Origin of the sequence: Commensalibacter communis (assembly GCF_947179105.1) — a bacterium.
GTDB classification, from domain to species: domain Bacteria; phylum Pseudomonadota; class Alphaproteobacteria; order Acetobacterales; family Acetobacteraceae; genus Commensalibacter; species Commensalibacter communis.
Genome location: NZ_CAMXCK010000006.1, coordinates 44,722 through 58,359 on the forward strand (window position 1 = coordinate 44,722; position 13,638 = coordinate 58,359).

The window sequence follows — 13,638 nt, forward strand, 5'->3', positions numbered from 1 at the left end:
AAGGTTTATTGTGAGACGGCTTCAAACAGTCACGTCTTGGATGGATAGGCATTTACTGATCCGCAAAGAATTTATTGAGTCTTTTCGCTGGATTTATGCACCATCCGCGTCGGCCTTTTTTTTTGCATTAAGAACAACGATTGCTTCATTTTTAGCCTTGGCTATTGCGTTATGGTTGCAAATGGACAGTCCAAAATGGGCACCCATGACCGTATGGGTGTGCGCGCGCAATACATCTCGTGGAGAGACGATTTCCAAAGCCTATTGGCGAGCGGTGGGAACTGTTTTTGGCGCAATTGCCGCGGTTTTTTTCGTTGCAATATTTCCACAAGAGGCATGGTTATTTGATATTTCTGTAACAATATTTGTGGCCGTTTGTGTATGGTTTGGAACTTGTATGCAAAGTTTCAAAGCTTATGCGATGGTGTTGGCGGGATATACTTGTGCAATTATTGCGTTTGGTTCTGTTGATAATCCCAATGGTATCTTTATGCTGGCGATGTCACGGACCACTTATATTCTTTTGGGTGTTTTTGCAGATAGTTTTGTAGGCCGTATTTTTGATTTCAATCTTGACAGTCATGCGCGTAAACAATTGAACGATAATTTATTATTTGCAATCAAAGGCACGTTGCAATCTGTTTCCAAGATCGTGGGTGGTGATACCAAGGCGATTGTAGAGTCCCAAGAATTATTTAATTCTATTGTTAACTTTAATTCTGCCATTGAATTTAGACAGATTGAAATGAACGGGCATGACCATACTGGGGATCATGCGCATGCAGCATTATTTTCGGTAACAGCGGTTATTGCTAGAGGGATGGGGCTGGCGACACAGATGTCACATTTTCAAAATGTGACGGCTGAGTTCACGGCCATTATTCCTCAAGTTCAGGATCGTTTGGACAAACTACTGCGTCGCATCGATCAAGAACAGGATTTCCAGCATGAACAACGCCAATTAAACAAACTCCGCTGGGAATGTCGGCAACGAATTACCGATAGTTTTTATGAAAAAAAATACTCTGGCGCACCAGAAGATTATGAACAATACAAAGATGCGATTTTTAATGATCGAATTTTATTTCGAACTCTCAGCGAGCTTTTAGGTGAATTACAGGTCACCTTAAATGAATATTACAAAAGCACACATCCTTTGCAAAATGATCGTTACAGATTTCACGTAACGCCGTCTTTGAATTATGATCTTGCATGGAAGAATTGCATTCGAACATTAATGGCAATGTTAGCGGCATGTATCATGTGGTATATTACAGGGTGGGATAAAGGTGGCTCTGCCGTTGCGTTGGTTGGCATGGGTTGTGCGCGTTTTTGTTTGTTCGAAAATCCATCCGCGACCACGATGGGATGGTTCAAAGGATCTTTGTGGGCGTTATTGGCTGGGTGGTTATTAACATTTTATTTTATTCCACCATTAAGCGATATCGAGACATTATGTGCGATATTATTTATTCCGACCATGATTGGTGGATTGGGGATTGCTAATCCTCAAACGCTATCTGTATCCGCTTCTTATGCTTCTTATTTGCCTTATATGGTTGGGTTAGATAATGGAGTGAGACTGGACGAAGTTGGTTTCTTTAACAATTCACTATCTTTATTTATGGGGATTATTATTACGATACTTTCTTTTAAACTATTTTATCCTTATAGCCCTCTTCAAACGCGTTTACGTTTGCGTCAAACATTACTTAAAAAATTACGGCTATTGTCAAAAGTAACCAAGAGAAGTCCACGTATTTGGTTATTCCAAACGACAGAATTATTAGTCACCATGATGCGACAATTAAACACAACCAAAAATACAAAAGTCGTGCAGGCATATCATTTGGGTACAATAGCGGTTATGATGATTGGATTAAACATATTGCGTTTACGATTAATGAACGATCAAGATATTGTAACAAATGATATTAAACTTTTATTGAAAATTATCTTACGACGAATTGAACGATTTAACCTATATGGCTCTTATGGTCGCACAGTAATGATTGCACATAATATTATTAAACGATTACGTAAACGAGAAAAAATCGAAAAAAATCTCGCTATCAGAATGGAGATTATTGCTGCTATTTCAAGTCTGACGATTATTGCTGATTCATTAGAAAAAAATGCTGCCTTTTTGGATGTTAATCACTATTTTTTATTGGATGAGAAATGGAGCGAATAGTTCTTGATCTAAATATCGTATTAGGCCACTCAGTTTTCCAAGATTGTCACAGTATCATTCTAAATTGATAATCGTTTGTGAAAAGGACTATTCAAATCCTTTAAAATACAGTAAGTAAAAAAAATATTTTATTTTAACCGGGGTGTCTCTGATCAGAGGCTGAGAATAAACCCGTAGAACCTGATCTGGATCATGCCAGCGAAGGGAGAGGAAAAAAATGACACTTAGAGTCTCTTTATTAATACGTGTATCTTTTGTAATCACATTTTTACTACCTTGTATCGAAGAGAAGAGTTGGGCACAAGATTCCGACGTTTCAACATCATCTTCTGAACCTCAAGTCAAAGATCAAACAGATGGTGAACATATTACAGTGACGGGGAAAACGCCTCGCTATAAAACTGCATATGGTTATACTGGCGATCAAGCAGGTGGGGGGCTAATTAAACCTGAAACCGCGGATAAATCAGTCAGTAATATTTCCCAAAATTATATTCAAATGCAAGCGCCAACATCTAATGCATTTAACCTTTTGAGTATGTTGCCTGGAGCAAATGTTTCCACTTCTGATCCTTATGGAATATCCCCACAAAATGATATTACCGTTCGTGGTATGACAGGAGATTCCATTGGATATGTGATGGAAGGAATGCCATTAAATGATGTATCTGACGGATTAGGGTATTTAAGTCAGTTCATTGATAGTGAGAACATACAAAATATTTCATTGGCTCAAGGTGCACCAGATTTAGATAGTCCAGTTTATAATGCAGCGGGTGGGGTTGTTAATTTAAAATTACGAGACCCTGCGGATAAATTTGGTGGAATGATGGATTTATCCTATGGATCACATCATACAGGGCGTGCTTTTATGCGGATTGATACAGGGGAAATCGGTAAAACAGGAATTAAAGGGTTTATTTCTTATTCTTATACAGGTGGAAATAATTGGCGTGGACCTGGATATGACCACAGAAACCATGTGGATTTCAAATTTACCAAAGAATGGGGCAATGATAATCATGTTACGTTTTTTGGGGACTGGAATCGTACCCTGACAAGCAGTTATTATACACCAACCAAATCTGAATGGATTTCAGAGGGTGCTGGAAATGGCAATAATTATTCTGGAACATGGTATAAAGATCGTCTTGAAAATACGAATTATTGGAAATTATTCCAACAAACATTCCAACAAGTTTACGTTGCGGCACCTGGTCAATTTACGTTGACCGATAAATTACAATTCAAAGTGACCCCATATTTTCAGTATGGTTATGGAAATTCCCCATATGGAACGGTGTTAAATGAAAATAGTCTATGGCAAGGAAACCAACCCGTCGATGGAAAAGTGACTATTCCTGGGGCAGTGGATGGCTCTGGATTAGTAATGGGGGGATGGTATCAACGCACGTATCGTTCAGGATTTACACCGACACTTACTTATAATTTAAAACATCATCAACTTTTGCTAGGATATTGGTATGATTATTCTGATGATGTGATTACACAACCTTTTACAGCAGTATCGTCAAATGGGAAGCCTTGGGATTTGTGGGGTGGCTCTAAAAATAATATTCACTTGTCCAATGGTCAGCAATTAGCTGCGGAAAATGACCATACGATCACACAGGTCAATGCAATCTTCTTGGGCGACCATATGAATTTTATGGATAATAAGCTTTTTATTGACGCAGGGTTCAAGCAGGTTTTCTTTAACCGTTCAGGTTGGAATCAAATGCCAGGACCACAATATCGTACAGGAAATAATGTTTCTAAACCTTTACCTAGAATAGGGATGCGTTATCAATTTACGAAAGAGCATCAGATTTTTGCCAGTGTAAATACGAATTTTGCTGTGCCACATAGGTCGGCTTTGTTTGATACTTATGATCCGAATTCTGGGGAGATTGTGAATTCTGGAGCGAAAAACTTAAAAACGGAATATTCTATCGAAGAAGAGTTGGGGTATCGTTATAATGGACCAAGATTTTTAGGAAGCATTACATTTTTCAATTATAATTATACGAACCGTATGATTTCAACAATTTTACATCAAAATGGCGCATGGGTTGGCTCCAGTATCAATGCGGGTGGGCAAACATCCCGTGGGGTCGATGCGGAAATTGGATTAAAACCTTGGCATCATTTTAGCCCTTATGTTTCTGGTGAGTATTTATATACCAGAATGGATAATGATCTACGCGCCTATGGTGATTTATTACCGACCAAAGGAAAACAAGCAGTGCGCAGTCCACCTTGGCAATTTGCGGTGGGATTGACTTATGATAATGGTCATTTCTTTGCTAATGGAAACGTGAAAATGGTTGGTAAGCAATATGCAACCTTTATGAATGATGAATCGATTGGTTCTTTTGCAACAGGGAATGTGGCGATTGGATACCGATTTGATAGTTATGGATTTATGCAGTATCCACAAATTCGTATGAATTTTATCAATATTACCGATCAAAAATATTTATCTGGTGTGTCTAGTCCAACGGGGAATGCACGAACCACAACGGGTAAATATGGGACAACTATTCCTGGGTCATCGCCTAATTATTATATCGGCGGTGGGTTTGCAACGATGTTAACAATGACGACGGCGTTTTAGAGAATGAGGTAAATGGCAGAGTTTACGGGTTTTTTCTATAGTTTCTATTCCAACAAGCCGATAGAAACTATCTTCTAATTATTTAAAAAAGAAGTTAAAACCATTGGATACCAATGGTATTACCATGAATATCAAAATGAACGAAATTTGCTGTTTTATAAAAACAAAGCGATGCTGGAATATCATTTAGAGTATGGATATAATACTGACTTACACAGCGAGGGATGTTTTGGCTTAGAAGCAAAATTTGTCAATTTGCATGGTAAGGCATCTTTTACTGAGCATGATGGTGTTTTTGAGAGCTATTTATCGATTGATGATATTTTTCATTATCTTTTGGTGCTTCCAGATGAGATTGAACAATCAGAATTCAGTGTAAAAATACATCAATTATTTATGCGCTGTATGACTTAAAATTATTATTAATGGTGTCAAATTTATTAGGATCAACCATGTTTAAAATACGATCTTTGTTATCTGCTTGGATAATTTGTATTGGATGTTTTTATAATGTTATTGCGAGTGCCAATGACAAAGTAACCGTTATTTTGGATTGGTTTTTGAATGCCAGCCATGAATCGTTGTTGGCTGCGCAATATAGTGGGGCGTTTCAAAAACACGGATTGGATGTGGAGCTGATTGCGCCAGCTGATCCTAGTGCACCACCAAGATTGGTTGCAGCAGGGCAAGCGGATATGGCTATTTCATATCCTATTCAATTAGCAATGATGGTCGATCAGCATATTCCATTGGTTCAAGTAGGATCTTTGTTAAATCAACCAATGGATGTTTTGATTACGAATGGGAATATCAAATCGATCAAAGATTTAAAAGGCAAGAAAATTGGCGTTGCTATTGCTGGCGATCAACAAGCGGTTTTAGGAAGCATGTTGAAAAGTGCGGGATTATCCATGTCTGATGTTCAATTAATCAATGTGAATTTTCAATTAGAACAAGCATTAATGACGGGTTCTGTGGATGCGGTGATTGGCGCCACGCGTAACTACGAATTAATTGATTTACAACAACGCAAAGTTCCAGTTTCATACTTTTACCCAGAACAATATGGTGTTCCAGATTATGACGAGTTAATATTTGTTGCACGTCCAGACAAAGCCAAAGATCCAAAGATTGCTCGGTTTATGACAGCGTTAAAAGAAGGGGGTGAGTATTTAAAGGCGCATCCTGATGAAGTATTTAACAAAGCGATTAAAGATCACCCAGAGTTAAATACACCATTGAACAAAGCAGCATGGCAAGCAACGCTACCTTTGGTCGTACAAGATCCTGGAAAAATAGACCAACCAAAGATTCAGAATTTTATCGATTATTTGCTGAAGAAAAAAGTGATAAAACAACAGCATCTATTTTCTGATTATGCTATGCAGACTAAGGAATAGAGTGTGACAATCAGGTGTGTTTTAGTGAAGGACCTGAGCTGTAAGTAATTTAGTGGGATTGTTTGACCCTTTGTAATTTAGCATATAATTCACATGATCGCTCAACTTTATGTAAACAACCCTGTTTCATATATTCTTCGGCTTTTTTGCGATCTTGTGGAATACCTTTCCCTTGAGCATATATAAGTGCAAGATAGTAATAAGAATATCCATAACCTTGATTAGCAGCTTTTTCAAACCATTCTAATGCTGTTTTTAATCAAGAGGAACGCCATTACCTTTCATATAAATAACGCCAAGATAATATTGTGCCTCTACAAGTCCTTGTTTTGATGCCTTTTCGAACCATTCGAATGCTTTGAAAATATTTTTTTCTACACCATCTCCATTTCATACATCAATCCAAGGTTGAATTGCGCTGAGGCATCTCCTTTTTCTGCTAATTGTTCAGTTTGTGTGAATGCTTCACTATTTTGTGCAAAACCCTGATAATTAAAACCGATAAGCCCAATAGTTAAAAGCAAAATACAGGTAATTTCTTTTATCATTATGGTTCCTAATCTTTCGTATATAGTCATAATTCATTTCTTAAATTAATTTTATGTAAAAGAAAGCAATTTACTTATATTTATAGTTCATTTTCAATAGAGTTTACGATGTCGCATGCTTCTTGACTATGATTTAGGCAAGCGGCTTTGATGTAATGTTCGGCTTTTTCAGGATTTTGTTTGACGATTTTTCCTTGGCCATAAATAACACCAAGATTAAATTGCACTGTTGGATCATTTAGAAATGCTCCTTTTTGAATGAATTCAAAGCCTTTCTTGGTATCTTTTTGAACGCCTTTGCCCTCGCAATACATTAATCCCAGATTTAATATGGCAGTCACATTACCTTGTTGAGCGGCTTTTTGAAAATATTCGATCGCTTTTTTATAATCCTGCTTTACATAGTCGCCTTGACGATATAGTTCACCCAGATTAAACAGGGCATCGGCATATCCTCGATCTGCTGATTTTTTGTAATATTCAAATGCTTTTTTTAAATCTTGTGGAACCCATTTCCCATTACGATAGATGTTCCCCAGTTGATATTCAGCCATCGAGTTATCTAAATTAGCTGATTTTGTATAAAGATCAATGGCTTTTTCAATATTTTTGGGAATTAATATTCCTTCATCATACATAACAGCAAGATTAAATTGTGCATTTTTAAACCCTAGCTGTGCTGATTTAGAATAATATTCCACAGCTTTTGACCCATTTTTTTGGCATATTTATACCACGATCATAGATGACGCCCATATTATATTGAGCTTCAACATTACTTTGATCTGCTGGTTCCTGCATTTCTTTTAAATTGACGGAATTTTGTGTGAAACCTGGTTGAGTAAATCCAAAAAGAGCAGTTATGATAAGTATGGGAAAAGTAATTTTTTTCATATTTAATTTCTTTATCTATAATATTAAGCGCAATGGATAGACAATGATGGTTATAATAACCCTGATAATAATGACAAAGTAAAATTATTGCAGATGCTATCAATAAACGATAATATTACTTTATCTTGAAGTATTTTATTTGTTTTGAAAGCATATATAGCGGTGCGTGACGTAAAAATAAAATGGGTTGCGTATCAACAAGGTGGACGGAAAGAAGTTCCAACAAATAATCGATATTATCCACTTGCTCGCTTTCCAGAAATAGAAACAGAAATCGATTGGTTTAACCATCATATGATATGGAGTGTCGTCTTAGATTTAGGTGAAACGAGTACAGAAAATGGTGATTTAATCAGCTATGCCAAGGTACGTTTTTTAGTGGATGATGCTCCCCACGAACGGTTTACGCTTTATTCATTTTTTGAAATATATGAGGGGCCTAAAAAAGTGGGAGATGTATTTTTATTAAATAATAAATGATTACCAATTAATTATTTTACTATTCGAAATATTGAGGTTTTTCATATGTGCATATCGCTTTATTTAAAAAGTGTTTTCAAAAAATTGGATTTCTATCTTTCAAATAAACAAATTACATCATTGCTTTATTTGCAAGATCAAGATCACCACCGCTTAGCAGATGTTGTCTTTTTGCAAACCAATAACCAGCAAGTGATAGGAATGTTTATTGACGGTGTTAATCCTTTTTTTACATCCTATCTTCCAGATCAAAGAGATGATTTTAATTTATTTGCGACTTATGAAAAATTATCCATTCAGTCAGTTCCGTACATATTTTGTATAGAGAAGGTTTATAGTTTTCATCATCGTTTATATCATGAACATCTTGCGATTTATGTATCCAATAAACAAGAAAAACAGTCAATTTTAATTTTATTTTTGCAGGATGAATGTTATATCAAAACAGATATTTCTTATGAACAATGTAAAGAAATTATCTTACAGAATATAAAGCATACTTCAAAAGATGAACTATGTTGTTATCATAGGGACATCGTGTCAAATGATTGGATTGAAATCACAGACTAATTTATTATTAGACAGTATTTCTTTCTTTTGTAATGGATAGATAGCCTAATGAAAATAAGGAGAAATCCACATTAGGCAGGTAAATAAAATATCAATGACTCATTGCTTAAAAAATTACTGAGTTGAATGGAATAATGATTGTGACAACTTGTTACATTCTTCCCACGGGCATATTCAACCAAAAGACTATCAAGGACAAAGCTGGCAATCATAACGACGCTGCCAATAACGATAAAACAAATACTGAGCATCATATCCACCTAGTATAAGAAAAAAATCTAAGATTAATCATGATGATTTTTGTTTAATTGTTTTTTTAAAAGATATTGTTGGTATAGTTTGTGCAGTATTCCACAAAAGCCCAGCAAGATATAGATGGCACCTAAGCTGGCGATAAAATAAAAAACACGAATATCGGAAGTTGCATTCAACTTTTCCCATGTCGATTTGCACGGTTTTAGTCGTCCTAAAGAACATCCCAAAGTCCATAATAAATCTGCTGCCAAATAGGTAACATATATAAAGATGCTTCCAAAGAGAATACATAGGGTACTGGTTATGACCGACCCTTTGCTGCGTATAAATTTATACGCCAAAACAATCAATCATATAAAACCAATCAAAGGGATCAATGTAATGATTTCCATAAGAAGACTTTCAATTATAGTTATTTAGACGTAATTATCATATAAAGAAACGAGAGCTGCTTCTTGGCCTTTTTTACCTGCAATTAAGATCATGCCCCATTCATATTGAGCTTAGCTTGTCCTTCATCGGCTATTTTCCAATGGTTTAAACTTCAACTGCAAAAGAAACAAAAGGTATAATCGTGGTACAAGCAAGTATACCAGATAGTAAAGGTATATATGATTTCAAAAACATGAAACTATCCTTAATATATCAAAAAGAGAAACCCTATTTATTTCACAAATGATTTTATAGGATTGCACATTCTATTTGTTATGAGTTGTTTTTTTGATGTTAACTCAATGGCTTCAATCAAACAGATAAATAATAATGCAAGTTTGTTAATTGATATATGTTGGGAAAGAATGGTTTTATAATTGATTTTCGATCTTTATATAATATTTTCTTTTCTCTTTTTTATCATCAACGATTTCCACTTCCCACTCATAATGTGTTTTAGCTTTTCTTCGATCGGCTAATTTTTCTATGATTTGTATTTCGTCAGCAATAGCAACAGAAAGGATTGTGGATGTATTGGGAAACATACTACGTATTGTGTAAGTATATGGTTTAGAGAACGTAACACGATCCTATGATATATAAAAAATTTTATATATATTATAAGCTACTTTAAAGAACTGTATATATTACAACTATAAATTATTGTTTCTTTTTGCGTGTGGGCGTAATTACACAAACTAAACAAGCAAACACCAATGTAACCCCAAACCATCCTAATAAGGACAGGTTTTCTTTGATAATGATAACGGCTAAGAGGGCAGCAACAATCGGTTCTAATAAAGTAATGGTGATTGCGGTGCTGGCGGCGATTCTGGCTAAGCCATACCCAAAGCAAAGATAACCTATAAACATCGGCACCAACGCCATATAAATCCCTACACTGGCATTCGTCCAAGAATTTAAAAAGGCTGATCCCGTTGCGAATAAAACAGGCATTAATAATAACCCACCAATACCAAATATAGAACCCATTGCAGCTTTGGATGGAATGCGTTGTAACATTAAATATCGTGCGACCCATGAGTAAAGCGCGTACGTTAACCCTGCAAGTAATCCAAGGCACACACCCAAAATAACATTAGAATGTTGAGCTGTATTCGTATGATGTCCTTGTCCTGCGACTGAGAGTAAAATAATCCCTATGATCCCCAGACTGGCACCAATGATCCATTTGGTTGAAAATCTTGCTTTTTCCATGATAGCTTCGATCACAGCGGATAGTAAAGGTGCAGACCCAATCGAGACGACCGTGCCAATCGTCACCCCAGCCAAGCGCATAGAGGCATAAAAAACCAATGGATAAATCGCAATGGAAATTCCTCCACAAAGTAGATATTTCCATTGTGTGTATAAATTAAAGCGATAAAGGCGGATTGTTTTGGCAGCAATCGCCGTTTGTAATAATCCCCCAACACCCATTGCCATTGCCCCAATGGCAATGGGACTGACCTCTGGGGCAAAAGCGGCACTGACCCCCGTTGTTCCCCATAAAACAGCTGCAATAATCACAGCACACATACCAAGAAACTGATTATTTTCAGAGGACATCAAAGGCTCCAAGATAAAAGGGAGAGATTAAAAAAGAAATAATATTCTATTTTCTGTTTATTGAATAGAGAATGTGATGAATTAAGTTAATTACCCTTAAATAAATAGTTATATAATAAAATATACTAAAATAAATAGTTGCATAATTAATCAAACTTACCTTATCGTATATTGAATTCAACTTTGAAAAGGTAACGATGATGGTTTCTTCATTCAATCGACGGGGTGTTTTGGGAGCTTTTGTTGGGCTAGGGGTTACAGCAACCCTTAAAACAAAAGCCAATGTTACGGGGCAATCAAAACAACCTAACATTATTTTTATTTTGGCAGATGATTTGGGATATGCAGATATTAGCTGTTTTGGAAACCCAGGTTATACAACCCCAGCCATTGATCGTATTGCGAATGAAGGGGTAAGATTAACGCGTTCTTATGCTAATTCTGCCGTATGTTCTGCAACGCGAACTGCGTTGATTACTGGACGCTATCAAGATCGTTTAGAATGCGGGTTGGATGAGCCTCTGACAGGACAAAATAAGAAGATTGGATTGCCTGTAGGATTGCCGACATTGCCAGCACAGCTTAAAAAAGCTGGGTATCAAACGGCGTTAGTTGGAAAATGGCATTTGGGATATCCCCCTTTATTTGGCCCTTTGAAAAGTGGGTATGATCATTTTTATGGAATATTAGGTGGGGCAGCAGATTATTTCACGCATCAAATGCATACTGGTGCGGATCAGTTTTATCGGGATGATAAACTGATCCATGAGCATGGATATTTAACAAACTTAATCGGTCAAGAAACCGTTCGTTTGATTGATGGTTATGCGAAAAATGAAAGCCCTTTTTTCATTAGTGTGCATTTTAATGCCCCACATTGGCCTTGGGAAGGACCAGAAGATGAAGCAGAGTCAAAACGTATTCGCGGACATCTTGCGGATTATGATGGTGGCACGCAAAAGACCTATGGAAAAATGGTGCAGGTAATGGATAATCAAATCGGGAATATTTTAAAAGCCCTAGACGAGCATCATTTGGCTGAAAACACAATTATTGTTTTTACCAGTGATAATGGAGGAGAACGCTTTTCCAACATTGCCCCCTTTACAGGAATGAAAGGCGAGTTATTAGAAGGTGGATTACGTATTCCAGTGGTTGCGCGTTGGCCTGCAAAAATCAAAGCTGGATCAGTTTCAGATCAAGTGAATATCAGTATGGATTGGTTGCCAACTTTTGTGAGTGCAGCAGGAAAAAATCCAGATCTATCTTTTGCAACAGATGGTGTAAATTTATTGCCCTTTTTGACTGATACTAAGAAAAAGGAAAAACGTGTGTTGTCTTGGCGTTATAATATTCATGACCAACATGCTCAATTAGATGGCAATTATAAATATTTAAAAATTGGTGATAATGAGTTTTTATTTAATGTTGTCGATGATCCCAAAGAGCGAGCAAATTTAAAAGCACGTCAGCCAGAATTATTTGCTAAATTAAAACAAGATTGGGCAAAATGGAACGCACAAATGTTGCCTTATACTCCAGAAAATTATAGTTGGGGTGCTGACGGAAAGCATTTCGCAGACCATTATGGCGTTCCTGCTGATAATGATAATTTATAGTGAAAAGAATAATGCGTGAGTAATGTTTTATATATTCGTTCTTGCCAATCTTAAAAGATATACCACGATCAAGATCAAGATAAAAAAATATCGGAGTATCGTAAGAAATCTTGTGATCTGAGGGCGAAAACACATCGCAGGTTATGGCATTGCTAGGTCATTAATCGTGGGTGCGATGGGCTGCATTTCCAAAGAACCCAAAGCACCCAGATCATTGATATAAATTACTTCTGAAAGATGATTAGGTTTAACATAAATAAAATATCCTTGATCGCCATCTTGCCCAATCAAGAGATAATCTGGCTCATATTCTTGGATTTGATAGGTTTCATTGCGTTCCATCAGATCAGAATAGGAATAAAGAGAAACATAATTCTGGTTTATATCTATGATTTCATAGGGCTCTTGATCCTGAATAATCTCTACTAAGAATTGTTTGTATAGTGTAGGGAATTGAATATGAAATTGTAGTTCAATGGTTTGTAACTGCTGGATAATTTTCGCATTCATCATAAATTCTTCTTCATTATAAAAACTGATTATTCCATATTTCTTTATGATAACGACGGTTCTTGTAACCATCAATTTTCCATTCTCCAGCTTTTTTGAGAACGATAAATAAATATTCATCATTGAACGTCGTTGTGGTTTTAAAATAGACCTCAATTCGACTTTTACTTTTGATTTCTACTGCTGTTTTTTCAGCGGTTTCAATTCCATTAAATTTGGATGGAAAACCAAACGATTTTTGCGTTTTTCCGCCATATATACGAGGTTTTTCCGTGCAAAAATGATTGATTAAAGGGGATATTCGCTCGTTTAATAGAGAGAACCAATCTGTCCTAGGGGCATAATGATCGTAAACGCCATCATTTTTTTGAAGTATGATGGCTTCTTCTGTGTCCATTTGATTTCGAATGTTGTTTTCAATAACATTCCATTGCAAAGCAAAGTCAATAACCATCGACAGGATTTGATCTTGTAGAGCTGTATCTTCATTCATGATATATTCTTTATAATAATATCAAAATATAGCGTTTTAATCATATTTTGTTTTTTT

Annotated in this window: 17 protein-coding genes, 1 pseudogene and 1 riboswitch; of the genes and pseudogenes, 7 read left to right on the forward strand and 11 right to left on the reverse strand. The window is 36.1% G+C overall.

The window, feature by feature from the left end; genetic code table 11:
* Positions 1 to 10 precede the first annotated feature (10 nt).
* From PQG52_RS09525 to PQG52_RS09540, 4 genes are all read left to right on the forward strand, one after another.
* Positions 11 to 2,194 carry an FUSC family protein gene (locus PQG52_RS09525; protein WP_271829230.1) on the forward strand — a complete coding sequence of 728 codons (2,184 nt, stop codon included), beginning with the start codon at positions 11 to 13 and terminating at the stop codon, positions 2,192 to 2,194.
* Between the two features lie 128 nt (positions 2,195 to 2,322).
* A riboswitch (TPP riboswitch) is annotated at positions 2,323 to 2,418 on the forward strand.
* A complete protein-coding gene (locus tag PQG52_RS09530) occupies positions 2,412 to 4,811 on the forward strand; it encodes a TonB-dependent receptor (protein WP_271829232.1) in 2,400 nt (799 codons plus the stop codon). Its footprint overlaps the riboswitch before it by 7 nt.
* Before the next feature lie 147 nt (positions 4,812 to 4,958).
* Complete coding sequence (locus PQG52_RS09535) at positions 4,959 to 5,225, forward strand: hypothetical protein (RefSeq protein ID WP_271829233.1); 267 nt, start codon at positions 4,959 to 4,961, stop codon at positions 5,223 to 5,225.
* Positions 5,226 to 5,263: 38 nt separating this feature from the next.
* Positions 5,264 to 6,211: an ABC transporter substrate-binding protein gene (locus tag PQG52_RS09540; RefSeq protein WP_271829234.1), complete on the forward strand. Its 948-nt coding sequence runs from the start codon at positions 5,264 to 5,266 to the stop codon at positions 6,209 to 6,211.
* A gap of 49 nt (positions 6,212 to 6,260) precedes the next feature.
* Here PQG52_RS09540 and PQG52_RS11495 read toward each other — a convergent pair.
* The 5 genes and pseudogenes from PQG52_RS11495 to PQG52_RS09555 form a co-directional block, all read right to left on the reverse strand.
* Positions 6,261 to 6,464: pseudogene (locus tag PQG52_RS11495) on the reverse strand (hypothetical protein); the annotation flags it as partial.
* A 2-nt stretch (positions 6,465 to 6,466) separates the two neighbouring features.
* Positions 6,467 to 6,577: a hypothetical protein gene (locus tag PQG52_RS11500; RefSeq protein WP_408869549.1), complete on the reverse strand. Its 111-nt coding sequence runs from the start codon at positions 6,575 to 6,577 to the stop codon at positions 6,467 to 6,469.
* Positions 6,578 to 6,585: 8 nt separating this feature from the next.
* A complete protein-coding gene (locus PQG52_RS09545; RefSeq protein WP_271829235.1) occupies positions 6,586 to 6,759 on the reverse strand; it encodes a hypothetical protein in 174 nt (57 codons plus the stop codon).
* Between the two features lie 80 nt (positions 6,760 to 6,839).
* Positions 6,840 to 7,460 carry a tetratricopeptide repeat protein gene (locus PQG52_RS09550; protein WP_271829236.1) on the reverse strand — a complete coding sequence of 207 codons (621 nt, stop codon included), beginning with the start codon at positions 7,458 to 7,460 and terminating at the stop codon, positions 6,840 to 6,842.
* Entirely contained in the window at positions 7,444 to 7,653 is a 210-nt protein-coding gene (locus PQG52_RS09555; protein ID WP_271829237.1) for a hypothetical protein, read from the reverse strand. The genes PQG52_RS09550 and PQG52_RS09555 overlap by 17 nt, the downstream gene beginning before the upstream one ends.
* Before the next feature lie 162 nt (positions 7,654 to 7,815).
* On the opposite strand from PQG52_RS09555, the gene PQG52_RS09560 reads away from it, so the two are divergent.
* Both PQG52_RS09560 and PQG52_RS09565 read left to right on the forward strand, forming a co-directional pair.
* Positions 7,816 to 8,133 carry a hypothetical protein gene (locus PQG52_RS09560; protein WP_271790125.1) on the forward strand — a complete coding sequence of 106 codons (318 nt, stop codon included), beginning with the start codon at positions 7,816 to 7,818 and terminating at the stop codon, positions 8,131 to 8,133.
* Between the two features lie 84 nt (positions 8,134 to 8,217).
* Positions 8,218 to 8,703: a hypothetical protein gene (locus PQG52_RS09565; protein ID WP_271790124.1), complete on the forward strand. Its 486-nt coding sequence runs from the start codon at positions 8,218 to 8,220 to the stop codon at positions 8,701 to 8,703.
* A gap of 71 nt (positions 8,704 to 8,774) precedes the next feature.
* On the opposite strand, the gene PQG52_RS09570 is transcribed toward PQG52_RS09565, so the two are convergent.
* The 4 genes from PQG52_RS09570 to PQG52_RS09585 form a co-directional block, all read right to left on the reverse strand.
* Entirely contained in the window at positions 8,775 to 8,957 is a 183-nt protein-coding gene (locus PQG52_RS09570; protein WP_271790123.1) for a hypothetical protein, read from the reverse strand.
* A 30-nt stretch (positions 8,958 to 8,987) separates the two neighbouring features.
* Positions 8,988 to 9,308: a hypothetical protein gene (locus tag PQG52_RS09575; protein ID WP_271829238.1), complete on the reverse strand. Its 321-nt coding sequence runs from the start codon at positions 9,306 to 9,308 to the stop codon at positions 8,988 to 8,990.
* Between the two features lie 453 nt (positions 9,309 to 9,761).
* Positions 9,762 to 9,935 carry a hypothetical protein gene (locus tag PQG52_RS09580; RefSeq protein ID WP_271790121.1) on the reverse strand — a complete coding sequence of 58 codons (174 nt, stop codon included), beginning with the start codon at positions 9,933 to 9,935 and terminating at the stop codon, positions 9,762 to 9,764.
* Positions 9,936 to 10,050: 115 nt separating this feature from the next.
* Positions 10,051 to 10,959: a DMT family transporter gene (locus PQG52_RS09585; RefSeq protein WP_271790120.1), complete on the reverse strand. Its 909-nt coding sequence runs from the start codon at positions 10,957 to 10,959 to the stop codon at positions 10,051 to 10,053.
* A gap of 197 nt (positions 10,960 to 11,156) precedes the next feature.
* Here PQG52_RS09585 and PQG52_RS09590 point away from each other — a divergent pair, with 197 nt between their 5' ends.
* Positions 11,157 to 12,578: a sulfatase family protein gene (locus PQG52_RS09590; RefSeq protein ID WP_271829239.1), complete on the forward strand. Its 1,422-nt coding sequence runs from the start codon at positions 11,157 to 11,159 to the stop codon at positions 12,576 to 12,578.
* A gap of 141 nt (positions 12,579 to 12,719) precedes the next feature.
* On the opposite strand, the gene PQG52_RS09595 is transcribed toward PQG52_RS09590, so the two are convergent.
* Both PQG52_RS09595 and PQG52_RS09600 read right to left on the reverse strand, forming a co-directional pair.
* Complete coding sequence (locus PQG52_RS09595) at positions 12,720 to 13,160, reverse strand: SMI1/KNR4 family protein (RefSeq protein WP_271829292.1); 441 nt, start codon at positions 13,158 to 13,160, stop codon at positions 12,720 to 12,722.
* Complete coding sequence (locus PQG52_RS09600) at positions 13,105 to 13,581, reverse strand: NTF2 fold immunity protein (protein ID WP_271829240.1); 477 nt, start codon at positions 13,579 to 13,581, stop codon at positions 13,105 to 13,107. The genes PQG52_RS09595 and PQG52_RS09600 overlap by 56 nt, the downstream gene beginning before the upstream one ends.
* Positions 13,582 to 13,638 lie beyond the last annotated feature (57 nt).